At 67.9% G+C, this 17,901-nt stretch carries 15 protein-coding genes; 10 read left to right on the plus strand and 5 right to left on the minus strand.

Going from position 1 to position 17,901, the window contains the following annotated elements:
• The first annotated feature begins 69 nt into the window (after positions 1-69).
• Entirely contained in the window at positions 70-1,548 is a 1,479-nt protein-coding gene (locus AWC31_RS01840) for a carboxylesterase/lipase family protein (RefSeq protein ID WP_085142178.1), read from the plus strand.
• Here AWC31_RS01840 and AWC31_RS01845 read toward each other — a convergent pair.
• On the minus strand, positions 1,542-2,054 hold the full coding sequence (locus tag AWC31_RS01845; RefSeq protein ID WP_085142180.1) for an SRPBCC family protein: 513 nt from the start codon (positions 2,052-2,054) through the stop codon (positions 1,542-1,544). The genes AWC31_RS01840 and AWC31_RS01845 overlap by 7 nt on opposite strands.
• 38 nt (positions 2,055-2,092) lie before the next feature.
• Complete coding sequence (locus AWC31_RS01850; protein ID WP_085142182.1) at positions 2,093-2,980, minus strand: oxidoreductase; 888 nt, start codon at positions 2,978-2,980, stop codon at positions 2,093-2,095.
• 77 nt (positions 2,981-3,057) lie between these two features.
• On the opposite strand from AWC31_RS01850, the gene aspS reads away from it, so the two are divergent.
• From aspS to AWC31_RS01865, 3 genes are read left to right on the plus strand one after another with little or no spacing between them, the layout of a single operon-like run.
• Positions 3,058-4,833 carry an aspartate--tRNA ligase gene (gene aspS, locus AWC31_RS01855; RefSeq protein WP_085142185.1) on the plus strand — a complete coding sequence of 592 codons (1,776 nt, stop codon included), beginning with the start codon at positions 3,058-3,060 and terminating at the stop codon, positions 4,831-4,833.
• Positions 4,830-5,276, plus strand: a complete 447-nt coding sequence (locus AWC31_RS01860) for a nitroreductase family deazaflavin-dependent oxidoreductase (RefSeq protein WP_067845054.1) — start codon at positions 4,830-4,832, stop codon at positions 5,274-5,276. Before aspS ends, AWC31_RS01860 begins: the two co-directional genes overlap by 4 nt.
• A gap of 28 nt (positions 5,277-5,304) precedes the next feature.
• A complete protein-coding gene (locus AWC31_RS01865; protein WP_085142187.1) occupies positions 5,305-5,754 on the plus strand; it encodes a nitroreductase family deazaflavin-dependent oxidoreductase in 450 nt (149 codons plus the stop codon).
• Positions 5,755-5,822: 68 nt separating this feature from the next.
• Here AWC31_RS01865 and AWC31_RS01870 read toward each other — a convergent pair whose 3' ends face one another.
• Positions 5,823-7,007: a thiolase family protein gene (locus AWC31_RS01870; RefSeq protein WP_085142189.1), complete on the minus strand. Its 1,185-nt coding sequence runs from the start codon at positions 7,005-7,007 to the stop codon at positions 5,823-5,825.
• 101 nt (positions 7,008-7,108) lie between these two features.
• Here AWC31_RS01870 and AWC31_RS01875 point away from each other — a divergent pair, with 101 nt between their 5' ends.
• The gene (locus AWC31_RS01875) at positions 7,109-7,576 is read left to right on the plus strand and encodes a winged helix-turn-helix transcriptional regulator (RefSeq protein ID WP_275083114.1); all 468 of its coding nucleotides are present in this window, start codon (positions 7,109-7,111) and stop codon (positions 7,574-7,576) included.
• Here AWC31_RS01875 and AWC31_RS01880 read toward each other — a convergent pair.
• Positions 7,573-7,962, minus strand: a complete 390-nt coding sequence (locus tag AWC31_RS01880; RefSeq protein ID WP_067845062.1) for an MmcQ/YjbR family DNA-binding protein — start codon at positions 7,960-7,962, stop codon at positions 7,573-7,575. The two genes, AWC31_RS01875 and AWC31_RS01880, sit on opposite strands and share 4 nt — an antisense overlap.
• 23 nt (positions 7,963-7,985) lie before the next feature.
• On the opposite strand from AWC31_RS01880, the gene AWC31_RS01885 reads away from it, so the two are divergent.
• Positions 7,986-8,915: a DUF389 domain-containing protein gene (locus AWC31_RS01885; protein WP_085142191.1), complete on the plus strand. Its 930-nt coding sequence runs from the start codon at positions 7,986-7,988 to the stop codon at positions 8,913-8,915.
• Here the strand turns inward: AWC31_RS01885 and AWC31_RS01890 are convergent.
• Positions 8,906-9,655 carry a GAP family protein gene (locus AWC31_RS01890; protein ID WP_234816679.1) on the minus strand — a complete coding sequence of 250 codons (750 nt, stop codon included), beginning with the start codon at positions 9,653-9,655 and terminating at the stop codon, positions 8,906-8,908. The genes AWC31_RS01885 and AWC31_RS01890 overlap by 10 nt on opposite strands.
• Before the next feature lie 151 nt (positions 9,656-9,806).
• Here AWC31_RS01890 and AWC31_RS01895 point away from each other — a divergent pair, with 151 nt between their 5' ends.
• The 4 genes from AWC31_RS01895 to AWC31_RS01910 are packed head-to-tail and all read left to right on the plus strand — an operon-like array spanning position 9,807 to position 17,773.
• On the plus strand, positions 9,807-13,169 hold the full coding sequence (locus AWC31_RS01895; protein ID WP_085142254.1) for a transglutaminase family protein: 3,363 nt from the start codon (positions 9,807-9,809) through the stop codon (positions 13,167-13,169).
• Positions 13,169-15,841, plus strand: a complete 2,673-nt coding sequence (locus AWC31_RS01900; RefSeq protein WP_085142194.1) for a circularly permuted type 2 ATP-grasp protein — start codon at positions 13,169-13,171, stop codon at positions 15,839-15,841. The genes AWC31_RS01895 and AWC31_RS01900 overlap by 1 nt, the downstream gene beginning before the upstream one ends.
• Positions 15,838-16,758 (plus strand): transglutaminase family protein, encoded by a 921-nt coding sequence (locus tag AWC31_RS01905; RefSeq protein ID WP_085142196.1) that lies wholly within the window; start codon positions 15,838-15,840, stop codon positions 16,756-16,758. Before AWC31_RS01900 ends, AWC31_RS01905 begins: the two co-directional genes overlap by 4 nt.
• The gene (locus AWC31_RS01910) at positions 16,751-17,773 is read left to right on the plus strand and encodes a zinc-binding metallopeptidase family protein (protein WP_085142198.1); all 1,023 of its coding nucleotides are present in this window, start codon (positions 16,751-16,753) and stop codon (positions 17,771-17,773) included. Before AWC31_RS01905 ends, AWC31_RS01910 begins: the two co-directional genes overlap by 8 nt.
• Positions 17,774-17,901: the final 128 nt, after the last annotated feature.

Consider the following 17,901-nt stretch of genomic DNA (forward strand, 5'->3'; position numbering starts at 1 on the left):
CGCTCCATCGCATTCGCGCCCAGGTCGTACTCGACAGCTCGGTTTAGCTTGCCACATTAGGATTCAGACGTGTCCGTCGTAGCGGAACATTCGACCATCGCCCACACCTCGCTCGGGCGGCTGCGCGGCACCCTCGAGGGCGGTGTCAGCGTATGGCGAGGTGTCGACTACGCCCAGCAACCACTCGGCCGGTTGCGCTTTGTCGCGCCACAGCCCTTGACACCGTGGTCGGACGTGCGAGAAGCCGTCGACCACGGCCCTTTGCCGCCGCAGGGCCGCTCGTTCGTCGGCGGCGGCCGCGACGATCCCAAGATCCGCGACGAGGCCTGCCTCACCGTCACGGTGTGGTCTCCCGATACGGGCGGCTCGCTTCCGGTGATGGTGTGGATCCCGGGTGGTGCCTTCGTCTACGGGGCGGGCCAGCTGCAGCTGTACAACGGCTCGCGGCTGGCGGCCAACGGCAATGTGGTGGTCGTCAACGTCACATATCGGCTGGGCGTGTTCGGCGGATTCGAACTCGGTGACCTGGGCGAGGGATTCGACGACAATCTGTGCCTGCGCGATCAGATCGCGGCCCTGCAGTGGGTGCGCGACAACATCGCGGCGTTCGGGGGCGATCCGGAGCGCGTGACGGTGTTCGGCGAATCCGCAGGCGCGACGTCGGTGTTGGCGCTGTTGGCGAGCCCGGCCGCCGACGGCCTGTTCGCCAGGGCCATCGCGCAGAGCCCGGCCCTGCCGCTGATCGCCGACCGGGAGATCCGGGCCCGGCAATCGCGCCGGTTCATGCATCTGCTCGGTGTCGGGGCCGAACAGCTCAAAGTGCTGCCGCAGCGGCAACTGCGCCGCGCGGCCGGCCAATTGCAGCTCGAAAGCGCACAGCAGACACCCACTCTCGCCTACGGACTCACGCACGGCGTCGACCTGCTGCCGCTACATCCGATCGAAGCGGCGCGGGCAGGCAAGGTGACACGCGTCCCGCTGATCATCGGCACCAACAGCCATGAAGCGTCGATGTTCGCGTGGGGCAAGCCGCCGATGCTGCCGACCACGCCGGAACTCGTCGACGGGTACTTCCAGCGCACGGCGCCGCACGACCGAGACCGCATCCTGTCCGCATACCCGACCTATCCTCGGCGTGCCGCGCGGGTCGCGTTCGGCTCCGACGTCATGTTCGGGGCGCCGACGTGGGCCTTCGCCGACGCCTACAGCGCGCTGGCGCCGACGAACGTGTACCGCTTCGACCACACCACCTGGACGTTGCGCGCGTTGGGGCTCGGCGCGACCCACGGCAGTGAGATCGTCCATATCCAGCACAGCTATTCGTCGTACCTGGGTCGCAAGATCCATCCGCTCGGCAGGCGCGTCCAGCCTTCGGTCGGCAGGCGCATGCAGCGCACGTGGCTCGATTTCGCGACCGACGATCTCGGCCCGGAATGGCCGCGCTACGACTCCGACCGGCGCCGCACCCGGGTGATTCGATCGACCCGCGACGAGACCGTCGAGGACCCCGATGCCGTCCGCCGCGCGGCATGGGAGGGCATCTACTGAGGGCGCGTCGCGTACCGCTTGTCGGTGTAGCGGCGCAGGTTCTGCAAGAAGCGCTGGAACAGCCACGCCATGATCGGTTTGCCCAGCGTCATGCCCACGCGCCCGGCGAGCCCGCTCGGTTTCATCGCCATCACCCAGGTCAGGTGGCAACCTTGGCCCGTCGGGACGACGCGGTAGTCCTCCGCGAAAGCCGAGATCGCGTTGGACGTGCTGGTGTTGAACCGGAATGCCATGTGGGAGAACGGTTCCCACGCCAGGAACTCCTCGTCGCCGACGATGTTGCCGCGCATCGTGACGGTGCGGGTGGTCCCGATTCCGCGGGGTTCGGGGCTCGTCCACTCCACGTTGGTGATGACGGTCGCCCAGTGCGGCCATGAGGTCTCGTCGGCGAGCACCTCGAACAACTCCTCTGGGGTGATCGCGAGCTCTACGGTGCTGACGAAGCGAAACGGCGCTCGGTCGATGAAGTCGAGTTCGACGCGTTCGCACTGGTAGGTCCGTGCCATGACTAGACACCTTAGGGCAGGGTGTCTAGTGGCGTGGCCTATCCCGGTCCATCACTGGCCGCGGCCAGCAGCGGCACCACCACGTCACTGACCGGCGTCGGCAGGCCGTAGACGGCCGCCTTACGGGCGATGACCCCGTTGCGGATGTCCCACTCCAACGGCCGGCCCGCCTCGCGGTCGGTCAGCATCGACGTCGTGACATCAGCGGGCCCGGAGCTCAGCATCGTGAGGATCTCGTCGGGCACGCCGTCGCCGAGCGCGGCGCCGTCCGCCCGCGCCACCGCCAGGCACTCGTCCAGATAGCGACGCGCCAACGCGGCCACGTCGTCGCGGCGGAACATGCCCGCGCGCCGCCCTGTCAGCACCATGAACCCGACGACCGCGTTGACCAGGAGCTTGTGCCAGGCAGCCGTGCTGAAGTCGCCGTCGAGCTCGACCGTGATGTCGGTACTGCGCAATGTCTGGGCGATGACAGTGGCCGAGGCGGTGTCGGGCAGCACGAGGCGCGTCGCGGTGCGCACCCATATCCAGCCGTCGGGCCGAGTCTCCGACGAAACCCATACCGCGGCCGGGACGACCTGCGATCCGGGGCAGAACCGGCCTACCCGCTCCACCTGCTCGACGCCGTTCTGCAGCGCGCACACCACAGTGTTCTCGCCGCACAGCCGCGCCAGCCAGGCGCCCGCCTGTTCGTTCTGGGTGTCCTTCACCGCCAGGAACACCACGTCGACCGGACCGGCGACGCCTGCCGGTTCGGTGTGGACCGGGCCCGGTATGACGATCGGATCGCGACCGTCGGGTCGCACCTCGACACGGTCGCGCGGGGTGCGACCGCACAGCAGTACCGGTCGGCCCGCGGCGTGGAGGAACGCCGCGACAGTGGATCCGATGGCGCCGGGGCCGATGACGGCGATTGGGGAGTTCACTATCGCCAAACTAGTGGTGATCAGGTCCCCACTACACTGTGGCAGTTATCCCTCAAGTTCATTCACAAGGAGTTTTCGTGCTGCGCAGTCACGCCGCTGGTTCATTGCGGCCCACGGATGCGGGTCAGAAGGTGACGTTGGCGGGCTGGGTGGCGCGTCGCCGTGACCATGGCGGCGTGATCTTCATCGACCTGCGCGACGCTTCGGGCGTGTCGCAGGTGGTGTTCCGGGAAGGCGCTGTGCTCGAAGCCGCGCACCGGCTGCGCGCCGAGTTCTGCGTCGCCGTCGAGGGCATTGTCGAGGTCCGGCCGGAGGGCAACGAGAACCCCGAGATCGCCACCGGGCAGATCGAGGTGAACGCGACATCGCTGACGGTGTTGGGGGAGAGTGCGCCGCTGCCGTTCCAGCTCGACGAGAGCGCGGGCGAGGAAGCGCGGCTGAAGTACCGCTATCTCGACCTTCGCCGCGAGGGGCCGGGCAACGCAATCCGCTTGCGGTCCAAGGTGAATGCCGCCGCGCGGGCGGTGCTGGCCGAACACGACTTCGTCGAGATCGAGACGCCGACGCTGACCCGCTCGACCCCGGAGGGCGCCCGCGACTTCCTGGTGCCGGCCCGGTTGCAGCCCGGCTCGTTCTACGCGCTGCCGCAGAGCCCGCAGCTCTTCAAGCAGCTGCTCATGGTCGCCGGCATGGAGCGCTATTACCAGATCGCGCGTTGTTACCGGGACGAGGATTTCCGCGCCGACCGCCAGCCCGAGTTCACCCAGCTCGACATGGAGATGAGCTTCGTCGATGCCGACGACGTCATCGCGGTGTCTGAGCAGGTGCTCAAGGCACTGTGGGCGCTGATCGGTTACGATCTTCCGCTCCCGCTGCCGCGGATCAGCTATGCCGAAGCCATGCGGCGGTTCGGTTCCGACAAGCCCGACCTGCGGTTCGGTGTCGAACTGGTCGAGTGCACCGAGTACTTCAAGGACACCACGTTCCGGGTGTTCCAAGCGCCGTACGTGGGTGCGGTCGTCATGGCGGGCGGCGCCTCGCAGCCGCGGCGCACGCTCGACGGCTGGCAGGAATTCGCCAAGCAGCGCGGTCACAAGGGGCTGGCCTATGTGTTGGTGGGCGAGGACGGCACGCTCGGCGGCCCGGTGGCCAAGAACCTCACCGATGCTGAGCGGGACGGTCTGGCCGCACATGTCGGCGCGAATCCCGGTGACTGCATCTTCTTCTCGGCAGGCCCGGTCAAGACCGCGCGGGCGCTGCTGGGCGCAACGCGCATCGAGATCGCCAAGCGCCTCGATCTGATTGATCCGAATGCGTGGGCCTTCACCTGGGTGGTGGACTGGCCGTTGTTCGAGGCCACCGACGAGGCGACCGCGTCCGGCGACATCGCCGTTGGCTCGGGTGCCTGGACGGCCGTGCACCACGCGTTCACCTCACCCAAGCCCGAATCGGTGGCGACATTCGACACCGATCCCGGTGCCGCGCTGGCCGACGCCTACGACATCGTGTGCAACGGCAACGAGATCGGCGGCGGGTCGATCCGTATCCACCGCCGCGACGTCCAGGAGCGGGTGTTCGCGATGATGGGTATCGACCACGACGAAGCCCAGAAGCAGTTCGGATTCCTGTTGGACGCCTTCGCATTCGGCGCACCGCCGCACGGGGGTATCGCGTTCGGCTGGGACCGCATCACCGCGCTGCTGGCCGGCATGGACTCGATCCGTGAGGTCATCGCCTTCCCGAAGTCCGGCGGTGGCGTCGATCCGCTGACCGACGCGCCCGCGCCGATCACCGCGCAGCAGCGTAAGGAATCGGGAATAGATGCCAAGCCCGAGAAGCTGGACAAGGCGTGACGGAGTACGACAGGGAGAAGTTCTACACGGACCGGGCCGCGCTCGACGAGCTCAACCGCGGCATCGTCGAGCAGTTCCGCGCCAACGGCGGGAAGGTCGCGGGTTTCGGGGTCACGGACCTGCTTCTGCTGCACACCACCGGCGCGAAGTCGGGTGAGCCGAGGCTGTCACCATTGGCCTACCTGAACGTCGACGGCAAGATGCTGATCGTCGGGTCCTATGCCGGTGCGCCGAAAAACCCGGCGTGGGTGCACAACCTGCGGGCCGACCCGAAGGCGCGCATCGAGGTCGGCACGGAGTCCTACGACGTGACCGCTCGCGAACTGCCGCCGGATGAGCGCGATGCCACCTACCCGAAGATCGTCGAACTCGCTCCGGTGTTCGCCGACTACCAGAAGAACACCACCCGGCCCATACCGCTGTTCGAGCTGATCCGGGAATAGCGGACGACGCCGCACTGCTTGTCGGTGTGTGACTGAATTCAACTCAGACGAACTGCTGAACAACCGGGCGGCGCTCGACGACGTGAACCGCAATGTCGTCGAGGAGTTCCGGGCGAACGGCGGCAAGGTCGGCGGCCCGTTCGAGGGCGTCGACATCCTGTTGCTGCACAACACCGGCGCCAAGTCCGGGCAGCGACGAGTGAGTCCGCTGGCGTCGTTCACCGTCGACGGCCGCCTGCTGATCGTGGGGTCGTACGGTGGGGCGCCGAAAGACCCGGCCTGGGTGCACAACCTGCGGGCCAATCCGGATGTCCACGTCGAGATCGGTACCGATGCCTACGACGCCACGGCTCACGAGCTGTCCCGCGATGAGCGGGATGTGCTGTATGACAAGGTTGTCGCCGCGGCTCCCGCGTTCGGGGAGTACCAGGCCAAGACCGACCGCGTCATCCCGCTCTTCGAGCTGATACGGGTTTAGCGCCGAGTGTTGGCTTGTGTGCGAGATTTCGCGGGAATGTCGCACACAAGCCAACGTTCGAGGGGTGGTTACAGCCGCTCGATGATCGTGGCGTTGGCCATGCCGCCGCCTTCACACATCGTCTGCAGGCCGTAGCGGGCACCACGCTGCTCAAGCGCGTTGACCAATGTGGTGGTGATGCGTGCGCCGCTGGCGCCCAACGGGTGCCCGATCGCGATCGCCCCGCCGTTGACGTTGGTCTTGGCGAGATCGGCTCCGGTGTCGGCCGCCCACGCCAGAACCACGGGCGCGAACGCCTCGTTGACCTCGAACAGGTCGATGTCTGACAACGTCAAACCGGCACGGGCAAGGACCTTTTCGGTGGCCGGGATGACACCGGTCAGCATGTAGAGCGGGTCCGAGCCCACGACGGTCGTGGTGTGTATCCGCGCGAGCGGCCGCAGCCCGAGGCGTTTGGCGGTCTCGCCGCTCGTGATCATCACCGCCGCGCTGCCGTCGGACAACGGTGACGAGTTGCCCGGCGTGATCTCCCAGTTGATCTGCGGGAAGCGGGCGGCGTAGGCCTCGCTGTAGAACGCAGGTTTCAACCCGGCCAGGGTCTCGACCGACGTGCCCGGCCGGATGATCTCGTCGGTGGTGAGGCCGGCGATCGGCGCGAGCTCTGCCTCGAACAGCCCGTCCTTGGTCGCGCGGGCGGCCTTCTCGTGGCTGGCCGCCGAGAACTCGTCGAGCTGGGTGTGCGACAGTTTCCACTTGGCGGCGATCAGCTCGGCGCTGATTCCTTGCGGGACAAGGCCATCCGGGTAACGTGCGGCCATGTCGAGGCCGAACGGATCGCTGCCGGGCAGCACCGAGGTGCCCATCGGTACGCGAGACATGGATTCCACGCCCGCCGCGATCACGATGTCGTAGGCGCCCGCCAGCACGCCCTGTGCGGCGAAGCTGATCGCCTGCTGGCTGCTGCCGCACTGGCGGTCCACGGTCGTACCCGGGACCGTCTCGGGAAAGCCCGCACCGAGCAGGGCGTTGCGCGCGATGTTGACCGCCTGGTCGCCCACCTGGGTCACGGCGCCTGCGATGACGTCGTCGACGTGGACGGGATCGACGCCGGTGCGCGCGATCAGCTCCCGCAGGCTGTGCGCGAGGAGGTCGGCCGGCAGCACGCCGTGCAGTGCGCCGTTCGCCTTGCCTTTGCCGATGGGCGTGCGGACCGCGCCAACGATGACTGCGTCTCGGCCTGCGTATCCGGTCATCTCTGCCTCCTGATGCTCAACGCTGAGTATTCTGATGTGTACCCAGATATACCACCTGGGTATAGTTAGAACAACTCAGGGATGAGGTTGATTCCGTGGGAATGCTGCAGGGCGCCCTTGCTGACCGCGACGCCTGGTCGGCGGTGGGGCGCTGCCCGATCGAGAAGACGATGGCCCTCGTGGGGACCAAGTCGGCGATGCTGATCATGCGCGAGGCCTACTACGGCACGACGCGGTTCGAGGACTTCTGGCGACGGGTCGGCGTGACGAAGGCCGCGGCATCGGCACGGCTGTCCGACCTCGTCGAGGCCGGCCTGCTCGAGCGTCGGCCCTACCAGGAACCCGGTCAGCGCAGTCGCGACGAGTACGTGCTGACCCAGGCCGGCGTCGACTTCATGCCCGTGGTGTGGGCGCTGTTCGAGTGGGGCCGCGACCACGTGTCGAACGATTCCCCGTTGCGGTTGGCCCATGCCGGCTGCGGTGCTCGCGCGACCGTCGAAATTCGTTGCGAGGAAGGACATCTCGTGCCGCCCGACGAACTCGTCGTCAGAGTGGACCGCCGTGATTAGCCCGAGTCCGCGGCGTCGGCCAGATACGCCTTCACCAACGTCTTGGGCGCCTGCGCCAGCCACGCCTCGGTGATCAGCTCGGTCAGCTCGTCGACGCCGATCGCCGCGAGCCGGACGAGCACGATCGGGTAGCCGTCGAAGTGCGGCGTGGTGAAGTACACCGCGGGATTGTCGGCGATCAGCGCGAACTTGACGCCCTCGTCGGCCACCCGAGCGCCGAGAATGTCGCCGTCGGGCGCGTCGGCGCCCAGCGCCGCGTAGTCGGCCTTGCGTAGCGGACGCTCCCACACCACGAGCTTCTTGCGCACCCGCCAAGTTCGGGGCGTCGGCTCGCCGGTCTCGGGAAGATCTGCCGCGATGCGCGCCACGTCACCCCAGTCGGCCACGCTCTGAACGTTACTCTCGGCGCGTGCTGCACCTACGTGTGATCGCGCCGGTCGAGTTGCGCAATCCGATACTCAACGTGCTCGAGCGCGAAGCCGGCGTCACCCACATCGTGATCCACCCCGGAGCGGCAATCGAACCCGCAGGCGACGAGATCACGGCCGACGTCGCACGGGAGGCCGTCAACGAGGTGGTGGAGCGGCTCAAGTCGCTCGACGTCCACCACCAGGGCGCCATCACCATGGAACCGCTTGACACCGTGCTGTCGAGCGCGGCCTATCACGCCGAGGACGAGGCCGACGGGGACGCCGCGGACGCGGTGATCTGGGACGAGCTCATCTCCCGCACCCGCGAGGAATCCCACCTCAACGTCACGTACGTGATGTTCCTGTGCATCGCGTGCATGCTCGCGGCGGTGGGCGTGATCACCGACTCGCCCGTCACGGTTGTCGGTGCGATGGTGGTCGGCCCGGAGTTCGGCCCGCTCGCGGCGCTGGCGGTTGCGCTTGTGCAGCGCAAGATGTCGCTGGCGCGCCGTGCGGCCGCGGCGCTGTTGATCGGCTTCCCGTTGGCGATGATCGTGACGGCGGGCGCGACGCTGGCATTCGAGGCGTTCGGCTGGGTCACGCTGACCAGCACGCGAGAACTGGAGGGCGTCGACTTCATCTTCCAGGTCGGCCCGTTCTCGTTCGTCGTCGCGCTACTGGCCGGCGCGGCCGGGATGTTGTCGCTCGTATCGGCGAAATCGGCAGCGCTTGTCGGCGTTTTCATCTCGGTCACCACCGTGCCCGCCGCCGGTTTCGCCGTGGTTGCCGCGACGGTCGGGGACTGGGACATCGCCGGTCAGTCCGTCCTGCAGCTCGTGGTGAACCTCGTCGGCATCACGCTCGCCGGTCTTCTGGTGCTCGCGGTGTATCGACGGTCGCGGATCACGAGGGGCGCCCGTCAGAGGTGAGTGATGCCGAGCCCGACGAAAAAGAGCCCGACCAGTCCGGCGATCACGGCGACCACGAGCCGGTGATGGGTCCGCATACCGGCGTAGATGCGTTCGACGGCTGACCGCGTGGGCTCGGGCGCGAGCCAGAAGCTGATGAGCGGCACGATCGCCGCGCCGAACCCGACGAGATTGAACACCACCAACGCGGCCAGCTGCTGCCCGACGCCGGCGCCCGATGTGAGCACCGCGGCCATCGCGGCCAGGTAATACGGCGTGGGAAATCCATTGCTGAGGCCCAGCAACGCGGCGGCCCACGCCGCTTCGCCCCGCAGTGCCGCCTTGATGCTCTCGGGCAGCTTCGACACGACGGGCAAGGAGTCGAGCGTCGGCGGCGCCGGCCCCGACCCGGGTTCGCCGACGGCGGCAGGCACGGCGGCCCGTCGGCCGCGAATCCGGTCGGCCAGACGTTCCAACACCCCCGTCGCCGACAACGCGGCGATCACCAGCGCGGCCACCCCGATGCCGATCTCGACGGCGGGCGGAATCGTGGCGCCGCCCGCAGCGGTCTCGCGCAGGACGAACACCACCACGGCGCCCACCACGACGTTCACCGTGAACCCGACCACGACGAACGGCAGCAGCAGCCGGGCGGGATGTCGTCGCGACAGCATGTAGGCAACCACGCCGATCCGCAGTGGGTCGGTTCCGGCCACCGCGGCCATCACCAGCACCGTGCTCCACATGGCGGGTTGCCACATCCCTTCGGTCAGTCGTCTCTCTCGGTGCATTGAACCAGCGCCGCCTGGGTTGAGCCGGATCGGCACGGCCCGGCCGCGGTACCGGCCGGGTTCGCCGGCGACGAAACTCCTGCGCAATGCGGGCGTGATCACCTTGTGGTGGGATCTGCGGATGGGTATCAAAGTGGCGCTGGAGCACCGCACCAGCTACACGTTCGATCGGCTGGTGGACGTGCACCCGCACGTCGTCCGACTGCGTCCCGCGCCGCACTCGCGCACCCCGATCGAGGCGTACTCGTTGACGGTGGAACCCTCCGACCATTTCATCAACTGGCAGCAGGATGCCTTCGGTAATTACTTGGCGCGCTTGGTTTTTCCAAGCCGGGCGCGGAATCTCACCATCACGGTCGGATTGATCGCCGATCTCAAGGTCGTAAACCCGTTCGACTTCTTCATCGAGGATTACGCCGAGACCTTCCCGTTCGAGTACCCGGCGACGCTGCTCGAAGACCTCAAGCCGTACCTGCGCCCGGTCGACGAGACAGGCGAGGGTTCCGGGCCGGGGGAGTTGGCGGCGGCCTGGGTGAGCAATTTCACGATGCCGGCGGGTACCCGCACGATCGACTTCCTCGTGGCGCTGAACCGGGCTGTCAACGCCGATGTCGGCTACAGCGTCCGGATGGAGCCCGGAGTTCAGACACCGGATCTCACACTGCGCACGGGCATCGGTTCCTGCCGGGATTCGGCGTGGCTGCTGGTGTCCGTCCTGCGGCAGCTGGGCCTCGCGGCGCGGTTCGTCTCCGGCTACCTGGTGCAGCTCACCTCGGACGTGACGGCTCTCGACGGCCCGTCGGGGCCTGCCGCCGATTTCACCGACCTGCACGCCTGGACCGAGGTGTACGTTCCCGGGGCCGGCTGGATAGGCCTCGATCCGACCTCCGGCCTCTTCGCGGGTGAGGGTCACATCCCGTTGTCGGCAACCCCGCATCCGGACTCCGCGGCGCCGATCACCGGTGCGACCGGACCGTGCGAAGCCACGATGGAGTTCTCCAACGTGGTCACCCGCGTGCACGAGGACCCGCGGGTGACATTGCCCTACACCGAGTCCGCGTGGGCCGCAATCCTGAAGCTCGGCGCCGAAGTGGACCAGCGGCTGGCCGCCGGCGACGTCCGGCTCACGGTCGGCGGCGAACCGACATTCGTGTCGATCGACAATCGGGTCGACCCCGAGTGGACGACCGCGGCCGATGGCCCGCACAAACGCGAGCGGGCGTCGGTCTTGGCTGCACGGCTCAAAAAGACATGGGCGCCAAACGGACTCGTTCAACGCAGCCAGGGCAAGTGGTATCCGGGAGAACCGCTGCCGCGATGGCAGATCGGCTTGTTCTGGCGCACCGACGGCCGTCCGCTGTGGAACGACGACACACTGCTCGCCGACCCGTGGAGCGGCGAGACGCCTGCCGTGCCCGCCGACGCCGGGCTGAAGATCCTGTCAATGTTGGCCGCCGACTTCGGACTGCCCGACACCCAGGTCCGGCCCGCCTACGAGGACGCGCTGAGCCGGCTGGCCGAATCCGTCCGCAGGCCTGCAGGCGATCCGGTGAGCGACCAGGACGATCTGGCCGATGACACACCCGATACGCGGTCGGCACTGCTTGCCCGGCTCGAGGCGTCCGTCGACGAACCGGCCGCCTACGTGCTTCCACTGCACCGCCGTGACGACGGCACGGGCTGGGCGAGCGCGGACTGGAAGCTGCGGCGTGGACGCATCGTCCTGTTGGAGGGCGATTCGCCTGCCGGCCTGCGGCTGCCGCTGAACTCGATCAGCTGGCAGCCCCCACGGCCCACCTACGACACCGACCCACTCGCGCCACGCGGAGCGCTGCGGGCCGATCCCGCTGCGGCGGTCGTCGAGGACGCCGACAACGCGCCCACCACGGCCCTGGTCGCCGAGATCCGGGGCGGACTGCTCTATCTGTACCTGCCGCCGACCGACGCGCTCGACGATTTCGTCGACCTCGTCAGACGGATCGAGGCCGCCGCGGCCGAGACCGGCACGCCCGTCGTCATCGAGGGTTACGGACCACCATCCGACCCACGCATCACTGCCGTGACGATCACGCCGGACCCGGGCGTCATCGAAGTCAACGTCGCACCGTCCGCCAGCTTCGCCGAACAGCAAGCGCAGCTCGAGACCCTGTATGAAGAGGCTCGGAAGGCCCGGCTGTCCACCGAATCGTTCGACGTCGACGGCACACACGGTGGCACCGGCGGCGGCAATCACATCACGCTAGGCGGCATCACCCCGGCCGATTCGCCCCTGCTACGCCGGCCCGACCTGCTGGTGTCGTTGCTCACCTACTGGCAACGCCATCCGGCACTGTCCTATTTGTTCGCCGGCCGGTTCGTCGGCACGACGTCACAGGCACCGCGCGTCGACGAGGGGCGCTCCGAAGCCCTCTACGAGCTCGAGATCGCGTTCGCCGAAATCGCCCGGCTCACCGCAGGCAGGGCGGCGAAGCCGAGCCATCGTCGCCCCGCAAGCGGTTCTCCCGATCATGGTCGTTCCGCAAGCGTCTCTCCGTGGGTCGTCGATCGGGCGCTGCGCCACCTGCTGACCGACATCACCGGCAACACCCACCGCGCCGAGTTCTGCATCGACAAGCTCTACAGCCCCGACAGCGCGCGCGGGCGCCTCGGTCTGCTGGAGCTGCGAGGCTTCGAGATGCCGCCCCACTTGCAGATGGCGATGGTGCAGTCGCTCCTGGTGCGTTCACTTGTGGCGCGGTTCTGGGACGAGCCGCTGCGGGCTCCGCTGATCCGGCACGGTGCCAACCTGCACGGACGTTATCTGTTGCCGCACTTCCTGATTCACGACATCGCCGACGTGGCCGCCGACTTACGGGCCCACGGCATCGAATTCGACACCAGCTGGCTCGACCCGTTCACCGAGTTCCGGTTCCCCCGTATCGGCACTGCCGTGTTCGACGGGGTGGAGATCGAACTGCGCGGTGCGATCGAACCCTGGAACGTCCTCGGCGAGGAATCGACCGCGGGCGGCACCGCCCGCTATGTCGACTCGTCGGTGGAACGCGTCCAGGTCCGGCTGATCGGGGCCGACCGCCACCGCTACGTCGTGACCGTCAACGGCCATCCGATCCCACTGCTGGCCACCGACAACCCCGACGTCCAGGTCGGCGGGGTGCGGTTCCGGGCCTGGCAGCCGCCCTCGGCCCTGCACCCGACCATCACCGTCGACGGGCCGCTACGCTTCGAGCTCGTCGACACCGCAGGAGAAGCCTCGCGAGGTGGGTGCACCTATCACATCGCACACCCTGGCGGACGCTCGTACGACAGCCCGCCGGTCAACGCCGTCGAGGCCGAGTCGCGCCGGAGCAGGCGATTCGAGGCGACCGGATTCACGCCAGGCCGGATCGACATCTCGGACATCAGGGAGAAGCAGGCGCGCCAATCGACCGATGTCGGCGCACCGGGCATCTTGGACTTGCGCCGGGTGCGTACCGTGCTCCACTGATGGTTTTACGTGCAAGCTCACCGGAGCCCGTCCCGAGCGTCGGTGTGAGCAACGACGCCGACGGCGTGCTGGCCGGCTATCGCAGGACGCGGGCGCAGCAGGCGCTTTTCGACGTCCGCGGTTCGGGCGCCGGTTCGGGCTACGACGAGTTCGTCGATGTCGCGGGCAACGTCCGGCCGACCTGGCGCGAGCTGGCCGAGTGCGTCGCTGAGCGCGGCCGCCACGGCCTCGACCGCCTGCGTGCCGAGGTGCGGGCCCTGGTCGACAACGACGGCATCGACTACATCCAGGTCGACCGCCACGGTGAGGTCGTCACGGATGGCGACGGCACCGCGATGCCCGGCCCGTGGCACCTCGACGCGCTCCCGCTGGTGATCTCGACGCAGGACTGGGATGTGCTGGAAGCCGGCCTGGTGCAGCGTTCCCGGATCCTCGATGCGGTGCTCACCGACCTGTACGGGCCGCGCCGCTCGATCACCAGTGGTGTGCTTCCGCCGCAGCTGCTGTTCGCCCACCCCGGCTATGTCCGGGCCGCCCGTGGAATCGTGGTGCCGGGGCGACACCAGCTGTTCCTGCACGGCTGCGACGTCAGTCGCGGCGCCGACGGCGCGTTCGTGGTCAACGCGGACTGGACGCAGGCACCGTCGGGCGCCGGCTACGCGTTGGCCGACCGGCGCGTCATCGCCCACGCGGTACCCGACCTCTACGAGCGCATCAGCCCGCGCCCGGCCTCGCCGTGGGCCCAGGCCCTGCGGCTCGCGCTCATCGACTCCGCACCCGAAACCGCCGAGGAACCGGTCGTCGTGGTGCTCAGCCCCGGCATCCATTCCGAGACAGCCTTCGACCAAGCGTATCTGGCCGGGCTGCTCGGCTTTCCGCTCGTGGAGAGCGCCGACCTGGTGGTGCGCGACGGCAAACTGTGGATGCGCTCACTGGGGACCCTCAAGCGCGTCGACGTGGTGCTGCGGCGCGTCGACGCCGATTATGTCGACCCGCTGGATCTGCGCCCGGATTCCCGCCTCGGCGTCGCCGGACTCGTCGAGGTCTTGCGGCGCGGTGCGGTCACGGTCGTCAACACCTTGGGCAGCGGCATCCTGGAAAGCCCTGGGCTGCAGCGCTTTCTGCCCAAGCTGGGCGACCTGCTGCTCGATGAGACACCGCAACTCCAGACCGCCCCGATGTACTGGGGTGGCATCGATCTGGAACGTTCGCATCTGCTGACCAAGTTGCCGACACTGCTGATCCGCTCGATCAGCGGCGGCGCACCAATCGTCGGGCCGGAACTTTCGGCGGCGCAACGCGTAAGGCTCGCGGCGCGGATCGAGGCCAGCCCATGGCAGTGGATCGGCCAGGAGCTGCCGCAGTTCTCCACCGCACCCACGGATCATCGGTCCGGGGGACTGTCGGCGGCGAGTGTCGGTATGCGGCTGTTCACCGTCGCGCAACGTGGCGGCTATGCGCCGATGATCGGCGGGCTGGGTTATCTGATGGCACCGGGTAACGCTGCCTACCGGATGAATACCGTTGCTGCCAAGGATGTCTGGGTCCGGACGCCCACCCGGGTGACAGCTGAGCGCATCTCCGCCCCGGTTGATCTCGCCGCGCCGGCGATGACGCCGAGTCCTACGCGTGCGGTCAGTTCGCCGCGCGTGTTGTCGGACCTGTTCTGGATGGGCCGCTACTCCGAGCGTGCCGAGAGCATGGCGCGGTTGCTGACCGTCACCCGTGAGCGCTACCACGAATACCGGTACCGGCAGGAGTTCGAGGAAAGCCAGTGCGTGCCGGTGCTGCTCACGGCGATCGGGGCGATCACGGGCACCGACACCGACGCCGCGGGGGACCATCACGAGATGATCGCGATCGCGCCGACCACGCTGTGGTCGGTCACCGCCGACCGGCAACGGCCCGGTTCCCTGGCGCAATCGGTGGAACGGCTCGGGCTGGCGGCCCGTGCGGTGCGCGATCAGATGTCCAACGACACCTGGATGGTCTTGGCGGGCGTGGAACGAGCGGTGCTGCGCGTGTCGGATTCGCCGCCCGAGTCGCAGACCGCCGGCGAGGCCTATCTCGCGACCGCGCACAGCCAGACGCTGGCCGGCATGCTCGCGATGTCCGGGGTTGCCGCGGAGTCGATGGTGCAGGACATCGGCTGGACGATGATGGACATCGGTAAGCGGATCGAGCGCGGGTTGGCGCTGACCGCCCTGCTGCGGGCCACGCTCACAACGGTGCGCAGTACGGCTGCCGAACGTGCCGTCGCGGAATCGACGCTCGTGGCCTGCGAGTCGTCGGTGATCTACCGCAGGCGCAATCCCGGGCGGATCAGCGTGGCCGCGATCGCCGAACTGGTGTTGTTCGATGCCGAGAACCCCCGGTCGCTGATCTATCAGCTGGAGCGACTGCGCACCAAGCTCAAGGCGCTGCCCGGCGCGTCGGGATCCTCGCGACCCGAGCGGCTGGTCGACGAGATCGCGACCCGGTTGCGCCGGCTCGACCCGGCCGATCTGGAAGACGTGAATTCCGACGGCATCCGGGGCGAACTCGCCGACCTGCTCGACGGTATGCACGCCGGCCTACGCGACCTGTCCGGGGTCATCACGGCGGCGCACCTGTCGCTGCCGGGCGGCATGCAGCCGCTGTGGGGCCCAGATGAGCGCAGAATGGTGCCATGACCGTCGCGAACACCGGGGCCGCCACCCGGTGCTACGAGATCACCCATCGCACGGTCTACCGCTACTCCGACGATGTCACCAGTTCTTACGGGCGCGGTTATCTCACTCCGCGGGACCTACCCTGGCAACGCTGCCTGGCACATGAACTGCTGATCGATCCCGAAGCGGCGGACAGTTCCACGAGCCGCGACGCGTACGGCAACCTCAGCTCGTACTTTCACGTCACCGAACGCCACCGCACGCTCAGCATCACGAGCCATTCCGTGGTGGAGGTGGACGCGCCCGCACCGGACCAGTACACGGGTGCCTCGGCCAAGGCCCCGTGGGAGCTCGCCCGGCCGGTCGGTGCCGACGGTGCGCTGGCCGCCGAATTCACCATGGACCTGCAACCCCCGGAGATCACCGACGCCGTACGGGATTACGCCGCACCCAGTTTCGGCCCGGGCCGGCCCCTGATCGAGGTGCTGGGTGACCTGACGTCGCGGATCTTCACCGATTTCACCTACCGATCTGGGTCGACGACGGTTTCCACCCAGGTCGCCGAGGTGCTGCAGGCGCGGGAAGGGGTGTGCCAGGATTTCGCCCGTTTGGCCATCGCGTGCCTGCGGGCGAACGGCTTGGCGGCCAGTTACGTGTCCGGCTACCTGGCCACCGATCCGCCGCCCGGCAAAGAACGCATGATCGGTGTCGACGCGACGCACGCCTGGGCCTCGGTGTGGACGCCGCAGAACCAATGGCTCGCCCTGGATCCGACCAACGACCAGATGGTCGACGAGCGCTACATCGTGGCCGGTTTCGGCCGCGATTACGCCGATGTGCCGCCGTTGCGGGGGATCATCTACACGGACTCGGACAGCAGCGCCATCGAGGTGGCCGTCGACGTAGCGCCGTACGAGGGGGGATTGCTGCATGCGTGATTTCAACTGCCCGACCTGCGGGCAACGGCTGGCCTTCGAGAACTCGCTGTGTCTGTCCTGTGGCAGCGACCTGGGTTTCTCGCTCGACGAGATGGCACTTCTGGTCATCGCCGAACCCGAGGAGAGCGACCACGCCGGTGCCGTGGACGAGCGCAAGTACCGGCTGTGCGCCAACCTCTATGTCGCGGAATGCAATTGGCTGGTTCGGATCGGTGGTAACGAGCTCTGCGCCTCGTGTTCGCTCACCCGCACCCGGCCGGCGGACACCGACACCGTCGCGCTGGCCTCGTTCGCCGCGGCCGAGCGGGCCAAACGCCGATTGATCGCCGAACTCCACGAGCTCAGGCTGCCGATCGTCGGGCGCGATGAGGACCCCGAATTCGGCCTGGCGTTCGATCTGCTCTCCAGCGAGTTCGAGAAGGTGTTCACGGGCCACCAGAACGGCGTCATCACGCTCGATCTCGCCGAGGGCGACGACGTGCACCGCGAGCAGTTGCGGGTTTCGATGGACGAGCCCTACCGCACGCTGCTCGGCCACTTCCGCCACGAGATCGGCCACTATTACTACTATCGCCTCGTCGCACCATCGGCCGAGTACACGGCCCGCTTCGGCGAGCTGTTCGGCGACGCGGACGCCGACTACCAGCAAGCCCTGGATCGTCACTACAAGGACGGCCCCCCGGATGGCTGGGAGGACGATTACGTGTCGTCGTATGCGACCATGCACCCCGCCGAGGACTGGGCCGAAACGTTCGCGCACTATCTGCACATCCGCGACACGCTCGATACCGCGGCGGCGTTCGGCTTCGCCCCGGCAGGTGCGACGTTCGAACGAAAGGTTCTGGGCCCCAGCGGTTTCGACACGATCATCGAGATGTGGCTGCCACTGTCGTGGTCGCTGAACATGGTGAACCGGTCGATGGGCCGCGACGACCTCTACCCGTTCGTGCTACCCCCGGCGGTGCTGGAGAAGATGCGGTTCGTCCACACCGTCATCGACGAGATCACCTCGTAGCGGCCTCGCTCGGAAATGGCGGCGAACGTGCGGATTCATCCGCGACTTGCCGCTTGGATTCAAGCGGTGGCTGCAACGAATGTGGACGGGTCTGACAGTAGTCGGTGGAGTTCTTCGGCGGGGGTGCG

Source organism: Mycolicibacterium wolinskyi (assembly GCF_002101965.1).
In the GTDB taxonomy this organism is placed as follows: Bacteria; Actinomycetota; Actinomycetes; order Mycobacteriales; family Mycobacteriaceae; genus Mycobacterium; species Mycobacterium wolinskyi.

Excerpts from the sequence above, each read along its gene's own strand:
- AWC31_RS01870 (WP_085142189.1), bottom strand. The coding sequence starts at position 7,007 with ATGACCGGATACGCAGGCCGAGACGCAGTCATCGTTGGCGCGGTCCGC.
- AWC31_RS01905 (WP_085142196.1), top strand. The coding sequence starts at position 15,838 with ATGACCGTCGCGAACACCGGGGCCGCCACCCGGTGCTACGAGATCACC.
- AWC31_RS01890 (WP_234816679.1), bottom strand. The coding sequence starts at position 9,655 with ATGTGGCAACCCGCCATGTGGAGCACGGTGCTGGTGATGGCCGCGGTG.
- AWC31_RS01895 (WP_085142254.1), top strand. The coding sequence starts at position 9,807 with ATGGGTATCAAAGTGGCGCTGGAGCACCGCACCAGCTACACGTTCGAT.
- AWC31_RS01900 (WP_085142194.1), top strand. The coding sequence starts at position 13,169 with ATGGTTTTACGTGCAAGCTCACCGGAGCCCGTCCCGAGCGTCGGTGTG.
- AWC31_RS01910 (WP_085142198.1), top strand. The coding sequence starts at position 16,751 with ATGCGTGATTTCAACTGCCCGACCTGCGGGCAACGGCTGGCCTTCGAG.
- AWC31_RS01845 (WP_085142180.1), bottom strand. The coding sequence starts at position 2,054 with ATGGCACGGACCTACCAGTGCGAACGCGTCGAACTCGACTTCATCGAC.
- AWC31_RS01875 (WP_275083114.1), top strand. The coding sequence starts at position 7,109 with ATGCTGCAGGGCGCCCTTGCTGACCGCGACGCCTGGTCGGCGGTGGGG.